Annotated in this window: 20 protein-coding genes and 1 tRNA gene; 8 read left to right on the forward strand and 13 right to left on the reverse strand. The window is 58.3% G+C overall.

Annotated features, from left to right (window positions below; genetic code table 11):
* The first annotated feature begins 178 nt into the window (after positions 1-178).
* The 3 genes from OXH56_14360 to OXH56_14370 all read left to right on the forward strand — a co-directional run bounded on the left by OXH56_14360 (position 179) and on the right by OXH56_14370 (position 5,682).
* On the forward strand, positions 179-2,524 hold the full coding sequence (locus tag OXH56_14360; protein ID MCY3556493.1) for an ABC transporter permease: 2,346 nt from the start codon (positions 179-181) through the stop codon (positions 2,522-2,524).
* 259 nt (positions 2,525-2,783) lie between these two features.
* A complete protein-coding gene (locus OXH56_14365) occupies positions 2,784-4,724 on the forward strand; it encodes a nucleotidyltransferase family protein (protein ID MCY3556494.1) in 1,941 nt (646 codons plus the stop codon).
* A gap of 283 nt (positions 4,725-5,007) precedes the next feature.
* Complete coding sequence (locus tag OXH56_14370; protein ID MCY3556495.1) at positions 5,008-5,682, forward strand: ABC transporter ATP-binding protein; 675 nt, start codon at positions 5,008-5,010, stop codon at positions 5,680-5,682.
* A gap of 625 nt (positions 5,683-6,307) precedes the next feature.
* Here OXH56_14370 and OXH56_14375 read toward each other — a convergent pair.
* Together OXH56_14375 and OXH56_14380 are read right to left on the reverse strand one after the other, a co-directional pair.
* On the reverse strand, positions 6,308-7,345 hold the full coding sequence (locus tag OXH56_14375) for a sodium:calcium antiporter (protein MCY3556496.1): 1,038 nt from the start codon (positions 7,343-7,345) through the stop codon (positions 6,308-6,310).
* An 84-nt stretch (positions 7,346-7,429) separates the two neighbouring features.
* Positions 7,430-7,513: transfer RNA gene (locus OXH56_14380), tRNA-Leu, on the reverse strand.
* Between the two features lie 111 nt (positions 7,514-7,624).
* On the opposite strand from OXH56_14380, the gene smpB reads away from it, so the two are divergent.
* From smpB to OXH56_14400, 4 genes are read left to right on the forward strand one after another with little or no spacing between them, the layout of a single operon-like run.
* On the forward strand, positions 7,625-8,122 hold the full coding sequence (smpB, locus tag OXH56_14385; GenBank protein ID MCY3556497.1) for an SsrA-binding protein SmpB: 498 nt from the start codon (positions 7,625-7,627) through the stop codon (positions 8,120-8,122).
* Positions 8,119-8,676 carry a hypothetical protein gene (locus OXH56_14390; GenBank protein MCY3556498.1) on the forward strand — a complete coding sequence of 186 codons (558 nt, stop codon included), beginning with the start codon at positions 8,119-8,121 and terminating at the stop codon, positions 8,674-8,676. The genes smpB and OXH56_14390 overlap by 4 nt, the downstream gene beginning before the upstream one ends.
* Positions 8,673-9,620 carry a hypothetical protein gene (locus tag OXH56_14395; GenBank protein MCY3556499.1) on the forward strand — a complete coding sequence of 316 codons (948 nt, stop codon included), beginning with the start codon at positions 8,673-8,675 and terminating at the stop codon, positions 9,618-9,620. The genes OXH56_14390 and OXH56_14395 overlap by 4 nt, the downstream gene beginning before the upstream one ends.
* Entirely contained in the window at positions 9,613-10,089 is a 477-nt protein-coding gene (locus tag OXH56_14400) for a cupin domain-containing protein (protein ID MCY3556500.1), read from the forward strand. The genes OXH56_14395 and OXH56_14400 overlap by 8 nt, the downstream gene beginning before the upstream one ends.
* Positions 10,090-10,159: 70 nt before the next feature.
* Here OXH56_14400 and OXH56_14405 read toward each other — a convergent pair whose 3' ends face one another.
* The 5 genes from OXH56_14405 to OXH56_14425 form a co-directional block, all read right to left on the reverse strand.
* Positions 10,160-11,131, reverse strand: a complete 972-nt coding sequence (locus OXH56_14405; GenBank protein ID MCY3556501.1) for a mannonate dehydratase — start codon at positions 11,129-11,131, stop codon at positions 10,160-10,162.
* An 88-nt stretch (positions 11,132-11,219) separates the two neighbouring features.
* Entirely contained in the window at positions 11,220-12,506 is a 1,287-nt protein-coding gene (locus OXH56_14410) for an enolase (GenBank protein MCY3556502.1), read from the reverse strand.
* A gap of 76 nt (positions 12,507-12,582) precedes the next feature.
* Positions 12,583-13,401 (reverse strand): QueT transporter family protein, encoded by an 819-nt coding sequence (locus tag OXH56_14415; protein ID MCY3556503.1) that lies wholly within the window; start codon positions 13,399-13,401, stop codon positions 12,583-12,585.
* 9 nt (positions 13,402-13,410) lie between these two features.
* A complete protein-coding gene (locus OXH56_14420) occupies positions 13,411-14,079 on the reverse strand; it encodes a bifunctional nuclease family protein (GenBank protein MCY3556504.1) in 669 nt (222 codons plus the stop codon).
* A gap of 245 nt (positions 14,080-14,324) precedes the next feature.
* Positions 14,325-14,870: a DUF4416 family protein gene (locus OXH56_14425; GenBank protein MCY3556505.1), complete on the reverse strand. Its 546-nt coding sequence runs from the start codon at positions 14,868-14,870 to the stop codon at positions 14,325-14,327.
* Positions 14,871-15,037: 167 nt separating this feature from the next.
* Between OXH56_14425 and OXH56_14430 the strand changes: the two genes are divergently transcribed.
* A complete protein-coding gene (locus OXH56_14430; GenBank protein MCY3556506.1) occupies positions 15,038-15,802 on the forward strand; it encodes a glucose 1-dehydrogenase in 765 nt (254 codons plus the stop codon).
* Between the two features lie 93 nt (positions 15,803-15,895).
* Here OXH56_14430 and OXH56_14435 read toward each other — a convergent pair whose 3' ends face one another.
* The 6 genes from OXH56_14435 to OXH56_14460 form a co-directional block, all read right to left on the reverse strand.
* Positions 15,896-17,107 (reverse strand): MFS transporter, encoded by a 1,212-nt coding sequence (locus OXH56_14435; protein MCY3556507.1) that lies wholly within the window; start codon positions 17,105-17,107, stop codon positions 15,896-15,898.
* Positions 17,108-17,120: 13 nt separating this feature from the next.
* Positions 17,121-17,879: a UvrB/UvrC motif-containing protein gene (locus OXH56_14440; protein ID MCY3556508.1), complete on the reverse strand. Its 759-nt coding sequence runs from the start codon at positions 17,877-17,879 to the stop codon at positions 17,121-17,123.
* Between the two features lie 57 nt (positions 17,880-17,936).
* Positions 17,937-18,884 carry an undecaprenyl-diphosphate phosphatase gene (locus tag OXH56_14445; protein ID MCY3556509.1) on the reverse strand — a complete coding sequence of 316 codons (948 nt, stop codon included), beginning with the start codon at positions 18,882-18,884 and terminating at the stop codon, positions 17,937-17,939.
* A 74-nt stretch (positions 18,885-18,958) separates the two neighbouring features.
* Positions 18,959-20,212 carry a hypothetical protein gene (locus tag OXH56_14450; GenBank protein MCY3556510.1) on the reverse strand — a complete coding sequence of 418 codons (1,254 nt, stop codon included), beginning with the start codon at positions 20,210-20,212 and terminating at the stop codon, positions 18,959-18,961.
* Between the two features lie 49 nt (positions 20,213-20,261).
* Positions 20,262-21,275, reverse strand: coding sequence for a dTDP-glucose 4,6-dehydratase (rfbB, locus tag OXH56_14455; GenBank protein ID MCY3556511.1), 1,014 nt, complete (start codon positions 21,273-21,275; stop codon positions 20,262-20,264).
* A 15-nt stretch (positions 21,276-21,290) separates the two neighbouring features.
* Positions 21,291-21,932 (reverse strand): molybdopterin-dependent oxidoreductase, encoded by a 642-nt coding sequence (locus OXH56_14460; GenBank protein MCY3556512.1) that lies wholly within the window; start codon positions 21,930-21,932, stop codon positions 21,291-21,293.
* Positions 21,933-21,947: the final 15 nt, after the last annotated feature.

Here is a 21,947-nt window from a genome sequence, read left to right on the forward strand (position 1 = left end):
CTTGTCGATGCAGTAGATGAGACGTGATCGGCCTTCTTCCACGGTTTCATTCTCTCGTAGTGATTGACCAGTTGGAATTCAAAGTTTCTGATGAATAACTAAAGATATTGGCCTTTCGAGTTAAGGGAAAACCAAAAGCAATTGTTGACTAGATAAACCTTGGAAATGGAATGGGACAATGATCAGCAACTACCTGAAAACAGCCCTAAGAAACATCATACGGAGCAAAGGACACAGCGTCATCAACGTATTCGGCCTTTCAGTAGCTATGGCCTTGTGCATCCTGATTTTCCTGCTCGTTCGACAGGAGTTAAGTTACGATGACTTCCATGAAAAGGGCGCCAACGTCTTTCGTGTCTCGAAAACGGCCTTCATGGGAGAGTATCGGACGATTGGGATGACGCCAGTACCCCTTGCTCCGGCGCTGGACGACGCGTATGCGGGTATAGTCCGAACCGTTCGATATGCTAATACCGAACCGGTTCTGGTGAGTTCTGGAGACGTGACCGTCCGTGAAGAAACGGTTTTCTATGCCGACCCAGGGTTTTTTGATTTATTTACCTTTCAGGCCGTTTCCGGCTTTCTCGAGGGTGCCCTTGAAAGCAGATCCCGTGTAATACTAAACGAACAAATTGCAGAGAAGTACTTTGGAGACGCCGACCCCGTCGGAGAATGGTTGACTATGGACGACCGGAAACACCAGGTGGCCGGCGTAGTCCGGGTACCCGCCAATACCATCTTTCAGTTCGACTTTCTGATTTCAATGAAGATCCTGACAGAGGCTGGCAACAGCAGGAATAAGAGCTGGGCGTGGGATGTTGCTGCGACCTTTGTGGAACTGACCGGTCCTGAAGTCGCCGGAACCCTGGAGTCCCAGTTTCCAGAATTCGTTGAAAAGCACTTCATTAGGTTTCGGGGGACAGATGCCAGCGTAATGCGACTTCAGCCGCTAGCCGACATCTATCTGGATTCTTCGATATTGTTCGACCTTTTCCCAAAGAGCGACATTGTCGTTTCATATGTGCTGGGAACACTCGGCTTCCTCCTTCTATTCATCGCGTGTATCAACTTCATCAACGTGACACTAGGCAGATCGGTTCTACGCGGAAAGGAAGTCGGCGTACGCAAAACGCTGGGCGGAACCCGTCCTCAGATAATGAAACAGTTCTGGGGGGAGGCGTTGCTGGTGGGCGTTGCAGCGCTTATACTGGGTTTGTCGTTAGCACATCTGCTGCTTCCCGGATTCAACAGCCTGTTCGCCAAAGACCTCCGGATCGATTACTTCGAAAGTGGATCGACACTCCTCGCGCTGATCGGCCTTACGGGTCTAGTCGTCCTTATATCCGGAAGCTATCCCGCGCTCTACATGTCCCGCCTCGATCCCACCTCCATCCTTACGCATCATGTAAAGGCCGGAGCATTGACGATCTTAAGCAAAGTGCTAATCACCATGCAGTTCACGCTTTCGATCTTCCTGATGATCTGCCTGTTTACCATACTTCGTCAGCTTCAGTATTTTGCCTCCCAGGATCTTGGCTTCGATACGTCGAATGTGCTTGTTGTAAGCATGCCCGAATCCGGAATGCTCGAGCCCTTAAAAGAGGCGTTAGACGATTACCCTCAGATCACCTATATCTCCGCGGCGTCGAGCTCATTCGGTCCGATGAGGGGTTTGGGGCAGATAGGTCACACCGACGAGTCGGGCAAGCAGTTTTCAGCCTACGAATACCACGTGGATTATGACTATCTGCCCGCGCTGGGCATCGCGTTGGTGGAAGGACGCGACTTTTCGAGAACATACGCCACGGATGAGACCGAAGGTTTGATCGTAAATGAAGCGCTGGTTAGGGAAATGGGATGGGAAAATCCGATCGGAGAGGCTATACCTGGTGGCAATGCCCGTGTGATCGGCGTGACGGAAGATTACCATTACCGATCATTACAATACGACCTGGAACCGGTGGTACTGCGTCTTGCTCCTGACAGGATCCGGTTTCTTCTGATCAGAACGCGGCCGGAAGGAATTCCGCAGACCCTATCAACTGTCAAATCGGTCTGGGAGCGTATCTCAGCAGGTTTGCCGTTTGAATACTACTACCTTGAGGATGATATCGGCCGGTTCTATCAAAGAGAACGGTTGCTGGGAGATATAGCGCTATACATCGCTATAATCACGCTTTTGATTGCCCTGCTGGGCGTATACAGCCTGAGCTTGTTAAACATCAACAGGAGAACGAAGGAAATCGGTATCCGAAGAGTGCTAGGCGCATCAACGTTTAACACGACGGCTTTGATCGGAAGGCAGTTTGCGCTGCCACTGGCCATCGCAATCATGCTGGCTTGCCCGCCTGGCTATCTATTGCTGAACTTCTGGCTTAGTATGTACGAGTTCAACGCCGCATTGGGTATCGGCGAGTTCGTATTGGCTGGTATGGCGGCTCTGGTACTCGTGCTGGCCACGGTGGCCTTTCAGGTTTGGAGAAAAAACGCGAATCCCCTGGTCGAGTCGTTGGTGTACGAATGACGTCAAGATTTGTTGCATCAGCCTTTGTATCCGGGTTCGGGAGAAAACTTGTCACACACCAGTGATCGCTGCAACTAAGTAGCCGACTTTCTCTTGACACCCTAACTCTCCTTACTCAAGCATGGCCTGCCCTGGCCTGATTCTCATTCTCAAGTCGCTGGTAACTCTGACCTTCAAGACAGTTGCTTGAATTGTACAATCTGTGGCCCAAACTATAGGACAAGTTTACGGCGTCATGAGATGCCTGCTAAATTAGAAAATGCATACGTTAAAACCTGAAGACAATGCGCTCCTACTTCTGGCTAGACCCAGTTTAGACGATGATCACGTTGATCTTATCGAAAGGTACATTGGAAGTACTTTTAACTGGGGTAACTTTTTGAAACAGGCAATGCACCAGAAAACGATTCCATTTTGTCGTTATCATCTGTTGAATCCGAATTTTCCATTTAAGCAGGCAGTACCATTATCAATTAAACAGCAGTTGGTGATTGGGCATGAGTCCATAATACAAATTAACACGCTGATGTTAAAAGAGTTACGGCGTATCTTGGAAGTAATGGATAAGAATAAAATCAATATACTCTCATTAAAAGGACCCGTACTTGGCCATCAGTTATACCAGGACATTAGTTTAAAAACAGCGAGTGATATAGATTTACTGGCCCACCCGGAACAGGTGAATGAGACTATTGCTGCCCTGTATGATGCAGACTACTCTCAGTCTCTTTACGACTTAGTAAGAAAAGATCAGTTCCAACCTCCCCAAACCTACACATTTCACTGGCATTACAGAGACCCTAACAATCATCTCTTCCCCTTTACACGGACACCCGAAAGGTTCGGACCTGTACATGAGGTAGTCCCTCAATTGTTGTCAGAGTACGAATCTTACTTAATGTCCAATCCTCTCGCCAAAGAGTATGAACTAACTCATTCTCAAAGATCTCTTATATGGAATATGTGTCTGAGAAGACTCTATAAAACCCCTTACCTGACTGTTTTGGATCTACATTATCATATCTGTTATCCCTCAGAACCTTTAGTCGTAGACTTGAAAGATTGGTTCGATACAGCGACTACATGCCAGGTTTCTGGGGACTGCGCGATTCCAGTTTTCAATATCGTGAATCAGCTTATATACCTTTCAAGGCATCTGTTTTTTGAAGCAACGTTCTACAGACGTATACTCAAGAACGAGGAAGTTAAGTTAGACAAGTTTCAAGATGTGTTCCAGATAATCAAACTGCACGATTCTCCTGCCTTTCGTCGTGCATTAGTTAAAAGGGCTAATGAACTTAGAGCTATAGAACCTGTTTACTATACCCTGTTTTATCTGGACAGATTATATGATTCTTCGTCGATTAACGATATATTGGGCAGGTTTGAGCGACCGCGTCGTAGTTTACCAGATGAGTTCTACGGAGAGCACAATGGTACAACAACTTTCTTCTGGGATACACCTTTCCTAGATAGGCTTTTTAACAAAAATTCTGCAAAGGCAGCCACCGAAGTTGTTAAAAAGGCAACCTCCTCGGAACCAGGCATCCGTTGTTACAAAATACAATCGTCAATGCTCGATGATTTGGGTTTTCTTGACCCTGATGTTTCCGATCCGCAGATACGAATACCAGAAAGTTTCAACAAATCGGGGCATAGATCGGAAACCCACCTTCAGGTTGGAGAAATTCCAAAATCAAATTCTGATCTTAGTGCAAAGTGCTGGATAGGATGGAACGAGTCTTACTTTTACTTGGCGGTGCATGTAATTGATGACTTTGTGATTCCTGGCCAGTCTTGCATGCGTGGGTTTCTGTACGATCAAGATGCAGTACGTATCTACTTCCAAGGACAAAGTGGTATCCAATCTCTGTTCATAGTACTAAAGCCTGACCATCAGGACGGTGCAGTATGTTTAACCCAAGAGATAATACACGAAGTACTGTTTGCCTCCAAAGTCACAGAGAGTTCTAGAGTGTTAGCTAGCAAGTCGAGTAACGGATATCAATTTAGTGCTCGTATTCCCTGGGCAGCTGTTGATTTAGATCCGAGAGTTGGAGATACCATCTATTTCGACATCGAATTGTATGACTGTGATAACCGACTTGATGGAGTTAAAACTGTCCTGGCTTGGTCTGGTCGTGAGCGGCGAAATGAATATGACACTTCGGTACTTGGCTCGATCATTCTTTCTGAATAGTATTATATGGTATTGGCTTTATGTATTGGGTATCTCCGGCGAGATCGCTATGTGTCGTGCGATACGGCTCGGATGGTAGAACAGCTAGTGCCTTGAGGTCCTCAAGGATCTAAGGTAGGGCAAGACGGGTCATCGTGCCGATGTAAAACAACTTCGGTGATAGGGAAGGGCTGGTGTTGCTGTAGAAGGCACGAACTTTACTATGATCAATGCCGGGACGCGGCAAAGAATTTGGAAATACATCGAGCCCGTCCGGTGAATCAGCATAAGACGGGAGCCCAACATGATTCAGACGCAAAACTTAAAAAAACTCTACACAACCGAAGAGGTGGAGACCACCGCGCTCAACGACGTGACCATGACCGTGGACGAAGGCGAGTTCGTGGCGGTCATGGGACCCTCTGGCTGCGGCAAGTCCACCCTCCTCAACATCCTCGGCCTCCTCGACAACCCCACGGGTGGAGAATACCACTTCGTCGGCGAGGAAGTGTCCTCTCACTCCGAGCGACAGCGCGCCAACCTGCGCAAGGCCAACATCGGTTTCGTCTTCCAGAGCTTCAACCTGATCGACGAACTCACAGTCTACGAGAACATCGAGCTGCCGCTGATCTACCTGGGCACGTCCAAGGCGGAGCGCAAGCAGCGGGTGGAAGCGGCCATGGAGCACATGCAGATCCCGCACCGGCGGAACCACTTCCCGCAGCAGCTCTCGGGAGGCCAGCAACAGCGTGTGGCCGTGGCGCGGGCGGTCATCGGCAACCCCAAGCTGATCCTAGCGGACGAGCCGACCGGAAACCTGGACTCGGCCAACGGCGCCGAGGTGATGGAACTGCTGACCGGCCTGAACGAAGCGGGGACGACCATCATCATGGTGACCCACGACCAAGCGCTGGCCGACCACGCCCACCGGACCATCCGGCTCTTCGACGGACGCATCCTGCAGGAAGCCGCGGCGTAGACTGCGAATAGAATCAGCCTTGATTGGCCTCTAAAACCAATTTGTTAAACAGCGCACTAAATGGACTGGGAACCTTATACTTGAGAAATATCTGCCATCAGAATGTGGCAAACGGAGGGAGTGAGATACGTACATAAGAACAAATGTCCTGCCTTGCCACTTCTGGGTTTGATTCAGGGGTTCCCGACCTGAGCAACCCGTATGCCGCTAACGATCTTTACGCCCGCCTAGCCTGCCAACTGTTTATCGACTCTGTGTAATCTATCCGCCTTGCTTTTCAGCGCAATCAGTCAATCCGTACGGAGTAGATTTGAGTGATCAACATAGCAAGAAGAGGTCGATGAACAATGAGAAGATAGACAGGGAGCAACTTACAATTTGGCAATTTTTCGAGATGTTTCCAGAGGATGCACCGGCAGAGAAAAGGTTCATCAAAACGCGATGGCCGGTTGGAATACGTTGTCCACACTGTGAAAGCGACGGTATACTCGGTATTCGAAAAAAAGTGTGACGGACCACACATCAGCATGAAGGCGCTATCGAGACATGTGAAATTTAGAAGGGCGTGTCATACACGCTGACACTGTCGAACGCATCCCGGTCAAGGTTGCGGTACGGCGGTACCCTAATGCATCTCAATGGAAAGCACGTAGCTCAGAATCGTCACAAAGAGCCACGCGGAGACCAGCACGACCCCCAGGGGACGTTTCAAAAATCCGACAGACAGGTGGATACCGAATCGGAAAACGATGAGTACGAACAGCATCGCGGGGAACAGAAACTGGAAGAACTGTCCATCTGCCTGCAGACCGCCTGGCGTTACGGAAGCGGAGACCCCCGCAACGAAAAGCACGTTCAGGATATCCGCACCGATGACATTTCCGACGACCAGCTCACCGTGATTGCGTCGCACCGCCGCGATGGCCGTCACCAGTTCCGGGACCGACGTGCCGAAGGCGACAAGGGTCGCCGAGATGATGTGTTTCGGTACGCCGATGCGTTCTGCCATGATACTCACGGCCGGGATCAGGATCTGCGCGGAGATTACGATGATCGCGATCGCTCCGATGAGTTTGAGGAGCGTTCCGAATGTGCCTGTTCCCGCTTTAAATGTTTCTACGGTGTTTTCTGCATCTGGCGGTGTCGAGCCCGCCCATCGGATGGACTGCCAGATATACAACGCGAGTAGCACAACGAAGACGACACCGGCCAGTTGAGGCAGGACGCCGCCAGCGCTGAAAGCGCTCGCCGGAGAGGACCACGGCAGACAAACAGCTACCAGGAGAATCCCGGCCCCCAGCTGCACGTTGCATAACCGCGAAGCCAGCATACGGTCGAATGGGAGCGGGGCAATCAGGGCCGCCAATCCGAGTATCAGGCCGGTATCGCAGATAATCGATCCGACCGCGTTGCCGAGCGCAAGTCCCGGCTCCCCCTGTTGCGCCGAGAGTACAGAGACCGCGGCCTCGGGGGTCGTCGTGCCGATGCTGACGATCGTTGCACCGATAACCGCTTTGCTCAAGCCCCATTGGCTCGATAGAATGACCGCTTCATGAACCAGCCAGTCCGCGCCTTTGCCGAGTGTACCGAGCATTACGGCAATGACCAGCAGAAGCCCTAAACTCGGCAATCCGACCAGAAGATGTTCAATCCATTGTTCCATGAAGACTCAGGAAACCAGGTAGTGTACCTAAAGTCGTATCCCAACAAAAAACCCACATGAATCATGCGGGTCCACCGACCAGAATGCCGAAGGAGAGATTCGAACTCTCACGGGCGAAAGCCCACTGCGCCCTGAACACAGCGTGTCTACCAGTTCCACCACTTCGGCATCACATACCATTTGTCATAAAACCGCACACATAATATATTCCGGTAGCCGCCGATTGTCAAGCAGGGCGGGCAGTGAAAGCCGGATAATCTATGCCGATTCGAGGCAGATATGGCCAGCGCATCAGATCGTCACATCGCCGAGTCCAACGGGGCCGATGACATCAAGATCATCGTAACCAATCGGAAGGCGCGTCACGACTACCATTTCCTGGAGACCTGGGAGGCGGGGATCGTCCTGACCGGCACGGAAGTGAAGTCGCTGCGGGCGGGAAAGATCAACCTGACCGACAGCTACGCCGCGGTCGATAACGGCGAGATCTACCTGTACAACGTACACGTCTCGCGTTATGAGCAGGGTAGCACCTACAACCACGAACCGAACCGCCGGCGCAAGCTGCTCCTGCATCGTTCGGAAATCCGCAAGCTGATCGGCCGGGTCGTGGAGAAAGGGCTCACCCTGATCCCCACTAGAGTCTATTTCAAACGGGGACGCGCCAAGGTGGAGATCGCCCTGGCCAAAGGGAAGAGAGACTACGATCGGAGACGGACCATCATGGAACGGGACGCCCAGCGGGACATGGAACGTACGTTGAAGGGGCGTCCATGAAGGAGCGAACGCGGAAGACACCAGGCAGACTGCTCTCCATCATCGGTCTGGCCTGGGGCTTTTCCTTCATCTGTGCGGTCCTGCTTTACGCCATCGTCCGGCTGTTCTCAGTCTCGGTCGACGCGTACAGCAATTTCCCGTTCTACTGGTACCACTGGGTGGCGTTGGCCGCCGTGGTGGTGTTCATGGCCCATTCGGAGGGGTACCAGGGTTTTCAACGAAACTTTTCTCCGCGTGTCGTCGCCCGGGCCTGGTACCTCTATCATCATCCGCGTCCCGTGCTGATTGGGCTGGCGCCGCTGTTCCTCGCCGGCTACATACATATCAACCCGGGCCGCCGGAAAAATATCCTGGCGCTGACCATCGGGATCGTGATCCTGATCTTCCTGATCCGGTACCTGCCCCAGCCCTGGCGCGGCATCGTCGACGCGGGCGTGGTCGTCGGACTCACCTGGGGGCTGGTCTCCATGGCTGTCTACGGCATCCGGATGCTGGGATCGCGCCCCTTCGCCTACTCTCCCGAAATCCCAGGGGAAAGCGAGGTGATACAATGAAACGGAACCTGTTGAGACTGCTGGTTGGCGTGATGGCCGCGCTGTGCGTATACATCGGGCTGACCGGTGGATGCGGACTTGTCGGGGACGGCACGGACGCCGACCGGGACGCGCCCGTCACGTTCGGCGACTACTGGTACCAGGGCAAGGCGGAGATTACGAGCTATACGCTCAAGCAGGCCCGGTACGGCGAACTCCACGACGGCGACGCGGTGCTCATATTCGTAACGGAGGATTTCTCGGCGCAGAAGCAGGTCAAGCTGGACCGGCCCGAGGAGGCCGGGGACGACGCCGTCAAGGTCCTCAAGCTGAACGCCCTGCGCGAGTTCAATACGGGGGTGTATCCCTACACGGTCATGACGTCGGCTTTCACCCCGGTGTACCGGGACCTCCATCCGAAGACGCTGAAGATCACGACGTCCGTGCAGGAATGGTGCGGCCACGCCTTCGTCCAGCTGAACCTGCAGGACGACCGGTACCGCGTGCGCCAGTACTCCTATTTCGAAAGCGAAGGCGACCGGGTCGCCGAACTCGAAAACGCCATCCCCGAGGACGAGATCTGGACGACCATCCGCCTGAATCCGGACGCCCTTCCTTCCGGAGAGGTGTCCATGATCCCGGGTACCCTGTACCAGCGATTCGACCATACGGCCTGGCGGACCGTCAACGCCACCGCCATCCTGATGCCCGACGCCCGGGAGCCCGAGATCATGGTCTACAACCTGGTCTATTACCCGGAACTCAACCGGACCCTGACCATACGGTTCAAGCGGGACTTCCCCCACGAGATCGAATCCTGGGAGGAGGTCGAGATCGCGGCGGACGGAACGACGAAGGAACTCGTCACGACGGCGGTGCGCAATAAGCGGATCATGCTGGACTACTGGACGAAGAACAGCGTAATGGACGTGGGACTGCGCGCGGAGCTTGGACTGGATGAATGACGATTCGAAATGGCGTGATGACGGGGTGATGGTCATCCCCGGCGACCGCCTTGATTCGAACACGCCACAGACACCGGGCATGTCACGGGCGGCGGCGATAAACCACGCCCGGACCGGGGCGAGCAAGATCTGGGCGGGCACGGTGACGATCCACCCGAACGCGAAAACCGGCGCGCACCATCACGGCGAACTGGAAAGCGTGATCTACGTGGTGAAGGGAAGGGCAAGGATGCGCTGGGGCGAGCGCCTGGAATTCGTGGCGGAAGCGGGACCGGGCGACTTCATCTACGTGCCGCCCTTCGTGCCCCACCAGGAGATCAACGCCCGGACCGACGAACCCCTGGAATGCGTGCTGTGCAGAAGCGGCATGGACCCGGTCGTGGTCAACCTGGACATCGAACCGGTGGAGAAGCCGGAGAACGTGTACTGGGTCGATTCGATCCACCCGGAGCCTGACCCCGAAAGCTGACGGACTCCGCTTTCATGCTGGCCGGCCACCGCAAAAACGTTCCTGGCTGCCGCCGCTAACTATTAAGGCGCTACCCTCCCTCCCGGTAGACCGCCTCTCTCAACCCCCTGATATAACCGACTGCGTAGAGCCGGCAAAGGGCCGAGTACCCCGGGTGGTCGTTGTCTTCGCCGGAGAGGGTCGGCACGTGGTCCGGGCGCAGCACGCCTTCAAACCCGATATCGCGGTACGCGCGCAGGCATTCCATCATGTCCGTCGGACCGTCGTCGTGAAAGGTCTCCACGTAGTTCTCCACGTCCCCCCGCACATCCCGGAAATGGACGAAGAAGATCTTGCGCTGCGCGCCGAAGTGGCGGATGGCCGCGGGCTGGTCGTTGGTCATGAGGGCGAAGTTTCCCTGGCAGAAGGTGACCCCGTTCATGGGACTCGGCACCAGGTCCAGGAGCTTCTGGTAATTGTCCAGAGACCTCATGATGCGTCCGATTCCCCGTAGCGGCGAGAGGGGGGGATCATCGGGGTGCATGGCCATCTCCACGCCGTACTGTTCCGCGACGGGCGTCACCCGCTCGAGGAAGTCGTGCAGCGTCTCCCAGAGCTGGTTTTCGGAGACCTCGCCCGCCTCGGTCAACGGCGCGTTTTTCATCATGGCGTGGTCGTAGCCGGTGACGACGGCGCCGCCCCGGGACGGGACCGTGGAAGACGTGCGAGTCCAGTTCAGGATGGCCATCCAGTTGTAGCACCAGGTCTTGATGCCGACGCGGCCCATGCTCTCGATGAAGGTGCAGACGTTGTCCAGCTCCTCCTCCCGGCCTTCCACCCCCAGCTTGATGCGGTGCATGGGCGGTGCGCTTTCGATGACGGCCACGTCGAAGCCGGCGTCGTTGAAGTTGTTCTTCATCCGCAGCAAGGGCATGTACTCCCAGCCCTTCTCATTGCCCACCGCCGGCGGCATGCTGGTGACCACGTGATCCACACCGATCTGTTTTACCTGGTCCCAGAGCGTGTTGCGGCCCGTGCTGAGAATCTCCGCGATCTTGATCATGAATTGCCGTCTCCTGTAGTTACACCCCGGCTGCGCACCGGATGTTCGATATCAGATCTCGCCCCGGCTGCGCACCGGATGTTCGGTATCAGATCTCGCCCCGACTGCGCACCGGATGTTCGAGAACCCTTTCGTAGAGATCCTGCCATTCCTTCGAACCGTCGTCCCGCAGGATCTCGAGACATACCCCGTCCGCGTGGGCCGGACCGTTGCCCTGGATGTAATAGCCGTATCCCCGGCCCATAGGCGCGATATGAATGCGGGTACCGTCGGGATAGACCACCGAATTGACGATCCGAGGTTCGGGCTTGGCGTACCGTTCGCCCTTTTCTTTCAACGCTTGCACGGTATCTTCCGGAACTTTCCACCTCTCCACGGCTTCCTCGTCCACGGTCACGCCCAGACCCGGATCCTCGGGAACCCGGTGAAAGCCGCCCACGACCTCTATGGGTTGCGTCAGCAGGTGGTGGCTGTAGAGGTTGATGCACGTGATAGCCGGCCAGGTGGCGTGGGTCAGCACCGCACCGAGATGGGCGGCCCAGGTCGTGGTGAGCCCGTTGCCTACGAGCTGCAGCCAGAAGGGCATGTTGGCCTCGGCGCTCAGCTGGCCCTGCCGCATCACCTCGGACTTCCCGGCGCAGATGACGAAACCGTCGCAGACTTCCTCTCGGACGGCCGTCATGTACGGCGGCGAACCGAAGTGCATGGCGATGGGCCGGGGGATGACCTGCCGGAGCTGGCGGTTGCCCAGGATGTCGGTCTGCGGGATGGGGGATTCAAACATGGCCACGTTGTCGTGCTGGGCCAGTTTCTGCATGACGGGCATGGCCGCGGCCGCGTTCTGCATGGTGGCATTGGCGTCGAGGTCCAGCTTGAAGGAACCGGGGATGCCCGTGGCGACGGCGTCCACCTGGGCGAAGATGTCCCACCAGGGCCTTTGCTTGATCTTGAAGCTGGTATACCCCAGGGCCACCGCGTCGCGGGCCTCGGCCAGCCAGTCTGCGGGCGAGGCGTCGATGGACCACCAGGAGATGGGCGACCAGTCCCGCACCTTGTTCCCGAGCAGCTTGTAGCAGGGCACCCCCAGCGCCTTGCCCACCACGTCGAAGAGGGCCATCTGCAATCCGGCACCGAGCGAGTCGTCGTTCATCACGTCGGCCGGACTCTTCCCGATGACCCGGTTCACGGCCTCGTCGGTGACCCGCGCCCAGGTGTAGTGAATGACCGTTTCCCCCCAGCCTGCCAGCCCTGTATCCGTCGTCACCCGGCAAAGTTCCAGGATCGACCAGTTATAGACCTCGCGCTCGGTAATGCGGGCCTGGCGTTCGGTGAACGGCACATCCACCACGATGCGTTCTACGTCGACGACCTTCATGCGTAGTTGTCCTCCCGTTGCGGCAAGTTCGAACCCATCGGTGGCGCCCCGCCTCGATCCCGGTGGCCGACGTGGATCAGATCAGCAAACAGGCGATCACGAGCAGGACCATCAGGGGCAGCAGCCCCATGCCGACGCTGGCGCCCGCCGGCATGAGCAGGCTTTCCGGCGCAGTGATTTCCAGGCCGAACAGCAGGGGGATCGTCCGGGACGCTTCCTCATTCAAGCCCAGCGAGATAGAGACCCCGACGTACAGGCTGCCGAAAAGGGCCAGGACCATGACCACGTGGGCCAAATGGGGCAGCCGGCCCCTGGAGAGATCGGCGGCGTCCATGACGTCGTGATAGAGCAGGCCCCACTGTTTCACCCGCTTGTAGAGCACCGGCAGCAGCAGCGGACCAAGAATGGCCGCGGTGACGAAGTTGTTGAGGGAAATCAGGGGCGCCAGCACGTGGAAGGGCACGAGCCCCAGGGTGTCCAGCCCCCAGCCGACCATTACGCCGCAGGCGATGCTGGCCAGCAACGTTACGTAGAGGTACCGGACCAGCATGGCCGGGGACCAGGCACCGGGCTCTTTGCTGGTAAGCATGCGCCATAACCGGTAAGGGATGTAACCGAGCAGGAAGTTGCCGATCATTCCGAAGTAGCTGCCCAGCCCGTAGGTGCCGCCCATCAGGTCGCCGATCAGGTTGCCGAAGGCGGCGCCCCACGCACCGGCGGGACCGAACATGAGGGAACAGATGACCGGGAATACGTTGGCCGGCCTGAGTTCGGTAATGCCGGGTATAATGGGAAGGAGTTTGAAGGGAATGAGGACGGCGGCATACATGGCTGCCGTCAGGGCTACCAGGACGACCATCCTGGTATACTTCCACATCGTGATGGCTTCTCGCACGCTACCCCTTCAGGCGCTCTCTTCCAGGCGGTTGATCTCGTCGCGCAGACGGGCGGCATCCTCGTACCGTTCCTCATCGATGGCTGCCTGTAGTTTCTGCCGCGCCGTTTCCAGGGGGGTGCGTGGCTGACGCTTGAACTCCACGGATTCCATCAACTCCTCGGCGGCCACCTGCGCCGCGGGCACCTTGCCTTCCTCGCCCGCTTCGGCTTCCAGTTCCTCGATGGACGCGGCGAGCGCGTCCTCGCCGTTCTCGTCCTTGCTCTTGGGCATGCGCTTGCCGGCCGCCTGCATGACTTCCTCTTCCACGTAGATCGGGGCGTCGGCACGAAGGGCGAGGGCAATGGCGTCCGTGGGTCTCGAGTCGATGGTCATGGATTGTCCGTTGGCCTTCACGTGTATTTCCGCGATGTAAAACTGCTGCTCGCGCAGTTCGGAAATGAGCACGAACTCGATCTCGGCGTCGAAATGTTCGAAGACTGAATTCAGCAGATCGTGGGTCATGGGCCGCGGCGGTGCTTCTTCGCCGGAGTCGATCTGGCTCTTGATGGCGAAGGCTTCCGCGATGCCGATCAGCAGAATCAGCACCTGCTCTTCCTGCTCGTCGGCCAGCCAGAGTACGGGCGTGGCGTGCAGGGGATAGGGAGGCCCCACATCATATACCTTGAGACGAATCATGTGTGCAGTCTTTCTACCGGACCGGGATAAGCCTGGTTCTTTGTCGCGGGCGACCACATGCGAGATGACGGGATTACGCGGACTGAAAGGGGTCAGTCCGCCTGTAGATACAATCGTCATCGTAGTGGAAGTTTGGTATACGGGTATAATAAACCGGGCGCTCAAAACAGGTCAAGACAAAATGAGCCGGCGGTCGTGATTTTCGGCTGCCGGGTGTTTCCGGTCATCCGGATGGACGCTTCCGGTCATCCGGTGCTCGAACTTCCCCGCTGGGCGAGAAAGGCGCGGCGCACGCGGGTGAAGAAGGCGAGTGCCGCTTCCGTGCGGTAGTCCCGGTAGGTCCAGGGCAGCGGAGTAAACTCGCCCCGGGTGTACAGCAGCGTCACCTCGCCAAATATCCCCTTCCCGATGTATATACGATGGCTGTAGTTCTTGGTGGTCGCCAGGACGAGCTGGCCGCCGTTGACGTAGCCCGGATCGATGTTCAGTCCCCGTCCGGGCAGGCCGTCGGGTCGGGCCAGGCCGGCTTCCAGGTCGTTGCACGCGCGCTTTATCTCCACGAGGTCCTCCGGGTTCACGAGCGGCCCGAATCCGAGGAACTGCTTGACCAGTCCGGCCCCCATTTCCCGCTCGTAGTAGGATGAGAAGGAAAAGTCGAATACCGGACCGGTCAGTTCCAATGCGCCGAACCGACCGGCCAGGAGCTCTCGGCCCTCCGCCAGCTTCGTTTCGTCCTGTCCCATGATCGCGCATACCAGCTTCACGGATTCGGGTTCTGCGGGCGTACCCAAGGTCTAGTCGCTCTCCATGTTACGCGTTTGTCTCATTGCCACGGGGAGTGCCGGCCTGTATATTTACTCGCCATTCGGCCCATCGCCCGACAGGAAACAGATACCGGTTCGGGGTGGTCGCTGTCAACGCTAAACAGGCACGGACCGGCAGTACGACAGGAGCACAAATGAATCTCGAACGGTTTTCACTCAAGGACAGGGTCGCCATTGTAACCGGCGCGGGAACGGGCATCGGCCAGGGGATCGCGACGGCCATGGCCGAATCGGGTGGCCGGGTCGTCCTGGCGGGCCGGACCCGCTCCAGGCTCGAGGAGACCGCTGAGAACATCAGGACGATCGGCGGCGAAGCGCTGGTCGTGGATACGGACGTATCGGACCGGGACGGCCGTGCATACCTGGTGGCAACGACGCTGGAAACCTGGAACCAGATCGATATCCTGGTCAACAACGCGGGGGTGAACGTGCGCACCCCGCCGGAGGACTACCGCGAGGAGGACTGGGACCGGATCGTGGACACCAACCTGAAGGGCACCTTCTTCCTCACCCAACTCGCGGCCCGTCACATGATCAAGCGGAAGTACGGCAAGATCATCCAGATCGCATCATTGGCCGCCATTACGGGCATTCCCCATATCCCCGCCTACACCGCCGCCAAGGGCGGTATCGCTTCCATGACCTACCAACTGGCCATCGACTGGGCCCCGTACAACATCAACATCAATTCCATCTGTCCGGGATACATCCGGACGCCACTGACCCGGCCCGTCGAAGAAAGCGAGCGGGGTGCCTACATCCTGAACCGCGTGCCGGCCGGGCGCTGGGGCGAACCGGAGGACATCGCCGGCACCGCCGTGTTCCTGGCCGCTCCGGCCTCGGATTTCCTCACGGGACAACTGATCGTGGTAGACGGCGGATGGATGGCCGGCGGCTAGCCGGCGGCCAGCAGGCAGATCGTCGCGGAGGCACTCGCCTGGATCGGTCGCCCGCCTCGATCGGGGCGCCGGCCCGTCCGCGGACCGCTGCCGTCACCCGGCGGCCTCCGCCTGGCTCACCCGGCCCGTACCCGGGCGGGGCACCGTGATGAAACCGGTGGCCACCAGGGTCAGGACGGCGACGACCGCCGCACCGATAAAGACGTACTGGTAGCCGTAGATGACCCAGACCAGACCGCCCAGGGTGGGAATGGACATGGACACCGCGTGGTCGATGGTGACGCCCAGGGACAGGGTCGCGGTGAGATCGTCCCTCTTGACGACGATTTTGCTGGCATAGGTGGTCCGCGCGATACTGACGTTGAACAGGACCAGGTCGAGCACGAAGCTGGCATAGATGAGATCCACCGCCCACGCCCCCAGCCCCATTTCAGCGGCGAAACCGTAGCCCACGCAGACGCCGATGAGCAGCACCGCGTCGATCATCAGCACCAGGCGCTCCCCGAACCGGTCGATCAGCTTGCCCAGCTGCGGCGCGAAGAACACGCCGATGACGGATGCGACCAGGTGGAGCGAGGCGATGGTGGATACCGGTTTGTCGAAAATACTGATCAGTACCCACGGACCAAAGGTGATGAAGATCTGCTTCCGCGCGCCGAAGAGGATGTTCAGCAGGTAGAACAGGGTGTACCGCTTCCGCATGATGAAGGTGGGGCGGTTGCCCGTGTGTCCCTCGATAGGACGCATCGCCAGGTAGCAGTAGACGCCTCCCAGGGCTACCAGCGCGGCAAGGGCGAAAACGGGCAGGTAGCCGAATGAGGTGCCGCCCAGTCCCATCCAGAGCAGGATGCTGCCCAGGATGGCGGCGCCGGTCTGGATGCCGCTCAGGCGCCCGAGCATGGTGGCACCCCGTCCTTCACGGGCCAGCCGAAGGGCGATCGTCCGGGTCACGGGCATCTGCAGGTGCATACCGATGCTCCAGATGATCATGGAAACGAGCATCAACCCGTACAGATCGCCGTAGATGCCGAGTCCCAGGAACCCCACGGCCATCAGCGCCATGGAGAGGGCGGCCATCTTCAGTTCCGACCAGAAGAAGAGGATGCCGGCGAAGGCGGCGACGAGGAAACCGGGCAGTTCGCGGGGAAACTCGAGCTCGCCGCGGCTCATCGCGTCCATCTTGTAGGTGTCGCTGAGGAAGTTGTTGAAGCTTATTTCACCCAGCCCCATCGAAAGACCCATGCTGACCGCGCCAAGTACGAAGAGGATGAGTTGACGGTCGGCGGATCTGATCCAGGAAAGCAAGTGGGGCTCCCGTCTAGGGCAGATCGAACTTCTTCAGTTCGTCCCGTATTTCGGCGGCTCGTTCGAACTCTTCGTTCTCGACGGCCTCCGTCAATTCCGCCCTCAACTGGTCTTCCTCGGATCGGGGCTGTTGTTTTCGGATCTCCTCGGCCATGTCCCTCAGCACCTTCAGTTCCTGGCTTTCCTTGACCAGGTCGTCCCGGTCGTAGGAACGAAAGAAAGTCTCTATTTCCTCAATGCCTTCTTCGATATGGCAAAGGGCCTTGTCGATATCGCCCGTATCCGTTGCAATGAGGCTTCGCGCCCGGGTGCGGTGCATGATGACGAAGGGCCTGTACTGCTCGAGGGACAGGCGGTCGTCGTCGTTTTCGGCATGGGTCCGCACGATTTCCATGATTTGCAGGTTGTGCTCGGCGTCCCGGCAGGCTTCGTGGTAGGATTCCAGTTCGAACATGCAGATGCGCCGGTAGTAATACTGAAGCGATTCCGTCTGCAGGCTCACGCAGTCCTCGTGGGAGAGATTGAGTTGCGCGTCCGGTCCCTTGTCCGCCTTCTGCTGCTCCAGTTTATCCATAAAGTGGTCCAGCAGGGAGTTCTTCCCGTGGGGCCTTTGGCCGTCCGGCCGGTTCGACCACTCCATCTGCAGGATGCCCAGGTCAACGCGCATCTGGATCCTCGTCCGGCCGTCTTCTCCCTTGATCTTGCGCACGATGAGCTTGTCGGGCCCCGTATAGACCCATTCATCGAGTAATTTGCTGATGTCTGGATTCATGTGCCTGGCTCCCGTGTGTAGAATGTGAGGTGCCGAGGGAGGTGGATGCAGACCGAATCAGAATGTGCCGGACAACCTGGTCAGCCCGGACAACGCGCCGACCAGGGTCAGCAGTCCGATTCCCCAGCAATAATACGAAAACCTGGACAGATTGCCAGCAACAACGATGCGAAGGAGCAGCTTGAGCGCGATGTAACCGCTCACGGCCGCTGTGAGCGTTCCCACCGCTACCGGGGTCCATTGATCCGAAGGAATGGCGCCCGAATCTCCTGCCTGGACTGCAACCGCTCCCAGAATGGCGGGAACCGCTAATAGAAAAGAGTAACGCGCCGCCAGCCGCCGGTCAAGTCCCAACAGCAAGGCGATGGAAATGGTCGTTCCGGACCGCGAGATCCCGGGAATCAGCGCCAGCGCCTGGCCCAGACCGATCAGCAGCGCATCGATCCAGGTCGTCCTTCGAAGGTCCCGGTCAGCTTGCCCGGTCCAACCCGGCCGGCCCGCGTGATCCGTGTGGCCGACTCGAGTAGACCCGCCGGGCCGGTCCAGCGGATTCGCCCGGCCCGACGGACCAGGTCGTCCCCGCTGGCTGGAGAACCGTGACAGCCACAGTATGGTCCCGGTGACCAGGAACGCGCAGCCGACATATGCCGGCGCGGAAAACAGGTGCTCGAGCTCGTCCTTCCATCCCAGGCCGAAGACCGCGGCCGGAATCGTACCCACGGCGAGCAGGAGCAGGAGGCGAAGCGCTCCCCGGTCTTCATCGGCATGGCCGGTTACCGCGCGCCAGGCTCCCGATACCAGCAGGGCGATATCGGTTCGGAACACGACCAGCACGGCGATCAGCGTCCCGAGGTGAACCATGACTTCGAAGAGCAACTGGGGCTCACCCGGTCCGCCCGGTCCGCCCGGTCCGCCCGGTCCGAACAGCCATTGGTACACCACGAGATGGCCGGAACTGCTGATCGGCAGGAATTCCGTGACGCCCTGCAGGAATCCAAGAATCAACGCGTGGTGAATTGGAATGGGTCACGCTCCCGGGGCTGGCCTGCTCAGGAAGACCGACACGGGGCCATTCCCGCTCAGGAAGGCTGGCGCCTGGGTCTTCTCGAATACCGCCTGCGCGGCTTGCGGCCCTGTGAGCGTCCGCTTCCCGTTTCGGGCTGGACCTTGGCCTCGGTCGTGGCCGGCGGAGGCTTCGGACTGGCGGTGAAACAGGATCTTGCGGCCTGCCAGAACAGCATCAGGGGCAGTGACGGCAGCGCCGCGTAGGCCAGGGCCGGGGCGCGCATGAACCACAGTCTGAGAACCACGAAGATCGCAAGTCCGGCGATCAGCGCGATCCAGCCCAGGGCGATGGTCGAAGCGACGCCGTGCAGGTACGCGGCGAGACCAAAGAACAGCAGCGCCGTGAACAACGTCGAGTTAAACGAGGGCATGAAGAGATTGAAACCGCCGATCACCTGTGCCGCGCTGCGCCATTTCAGTCCATCCATGATCAGGGGGAGTCCGTCGGTCCGGGCAAGCCGCCACCTCGATCTCAGGCGGTCGAACGTGGAGCGAACGGGTTTTATGGCCCGGGTACGGTCGTATACCCATGCCTGGTCACTATACTGGATGACCACGTCGTGGCGTAGCAACCTGGTCATGAATCCCAGTACATTGTCCAGCCGGGGACTTTGCGCGCCGTGTTTTTCCACCAGCCGCCTGGAGACGCACAGACCGGTTCGATGGATTCCACCGGCCAGACGGAGATTCAGCGGCCAGCTTGTAAGCCAGCAGGGTTTCAAGGTGCTCAGCAGGGCCCTGCTCGCCGTGTTCCAGGTCCACTTTCTGCCCGTTACGCTGTATCCGGACTGGACGGCCAGGGCGCCCCGGGAGAGCTTGTCACTCATCACGGCCAGGTAGTTGGCGGAAATCCTGGACCGGACGTCCAGGATGACGTAGGCATCGTAGCGGTCTTTCGTGGTAAGCCGTTCCAGCACGCCGTGGACCGCCTCGTCCGCATCGGACCAGCGCTGCTTCCCGGCTCCGTAGACGACCGCTCCCTTGCGCCGCGCGGTGGTCGGCGTCTGGTCCGTGCAGTTCACCGGAGCGATGATCACGTCGAACATGCTCCGCGGATACTTGTTCCGGCGCAGATGATCCACGGTCCTGCCGATCGTTCCTTCGTCGTTCCCCACGGGCACCACCAGGGCGAAGACGTGCCGGGGAAAGATCAGCGGTACCTTGCCGCTTCCGCGGATCCGGCCGATGAAGCTCAACAGGAATCCATAGGCCACGAGAACGATCAATCCGGCCAGGACAACCGACTCGAGCAGCGACAGGTACGTCAAATCTTACACTCCATATGCGTGCGTGACCTTTTCAGGTTTGATAACGTTTTCAAGTTTGATATCGTTCATCGTACTGCTGTTTGTAATACGACCTGAAACCGCTTTCGTTCCGGATCTCCTGCCACCACTGCGGGTGGTCCACGTACCACCGGACCGTCCGGTCCAGCAGCGTGTCGAAGTCGAGGGACGGGCGCCATCCCAGGGCCTGGATGCGGCCGCAGTCCATGGCGTACCGCAGATCATGCCCGCTCCGGTCCGGGACGAACTCGCGCAGTCCCGCCGGCCGGTCGAGGATTTCCAGGACGCGGGCGGCCAGGTCCCGGCCATTGACTTCGCGGTTCGTGCCCACGTTGTACGCGTTCCCCGGCTTGCCGGACTCAAGCACCCGGTCGATGGCGGAACAGTGGTCTTCCACGTACAGGTAGTTGCGCACCGCGCTTCCGTCGCCGTACACCGGCAGCGGCTTGTACTCCAGTGCGTTCGTGATGAACAGGGGCAGGACCTTCTCCGGGTACTGATAGGGGCCGACGGTGTTCCCGCCCCGCGTGATCAGCACGGGCATGCCGTAGGTGGTGAAATAGGACTGGACCAGCAGCTCCGCCGCGGCCTTGCTGGCGGCGTAGGGATTGCGAGGCGCCAGGGCATCGCTTTCCACCGAGCAGCCTTCCGGTACGTGGCCGTACACTTCGTCGGTGGACACCTGCAGGAACCGCTTCACTTCCTGGTGCCGCGCCGCTTCGAGGAGGACGTACACCCCGTTGAAATTGGTTTCGATGAAGGAGGACGGGTCGAGGATGGACCGGTCCACATGGGATTCGGCCGCGAAATTGACGACCGTGTCGACCCCGCTCATCGCGTCGTCGACCGTGGCCCTGTCCCGGATATCCCCGTGAACGAACCGGAACCGGTCCGAACCCACGCTATCGTCGATATTGGCCAGACTGCCGGCGTAGGTCAGCGCATCAAGCACCACGACCCGCGTTTCGGGACGGTGTTTCAGTGCGTATCGAACGAAGTTACTGCCGATGAACCCGGCTCCACCGGTAACCAGCATGGCATCCATAGAAAGCCTGGCTCCTCAGGATTTGATCCGTCCATCGTCCGAATAACCGCGTTGCTCCCAGTATCCCTTGTGGTTCTTGCGGGTGACTTCGATCCGGGTAATCCACTTGACCTGCTTGTATCCATACATGCCGGGCATGACCAGGCGCACGGGCGATCCATGTTTAGCCCACAGCGGCTCGTCGTTCATCTCGAGGGCCAGCATGCTGCTCTTCTTCAATGCCTCGCCCACGGGTACACTGCTTTCATACTCGTCCGCCCCGTAGAAAATGACGTCACGGGCTTCCGGGTCCATGCCCGCTTTTTCAAGCAGGTCGCGCAGCCGAACACCGACCCACCGCGCCCTGCCCTGGGCGCCGCCGACGCAACGGAGGATACTCTCCTGCGTGACCTGCGGCCACTCGTGCAATTCATCGTACCTCAGTGCGTATGGAGTCGAAACGGCGCCTTCAATCTCGAGCCGTTCCTTTTCGACGTCGATTTTCGGTGGAAAGGAGACAATAGCTACGGCGAAAAACCTGCGCAGGGGAGTCAGGCCCTCGTCGTCCTTTTCAACGGGTACAAACAGGGGGCCGGCCAGGGACTGAAGCGTGGGAAGCGTAGCCCCGCCGGCAACGAGTCCGGCCGCGAGGGTCTCCAGGAAATGTCGCCGGTCCATGCAAAGATCCTGTCG

It is taken from the genome of Gemmatimonadota bacterium, assembly GCA_026702745.1.
GTDB lineage: Bacteria > JAAXHH01 > JAAXHH01 > JAAXHH01 > JAAXHH01 > JAAXHH01.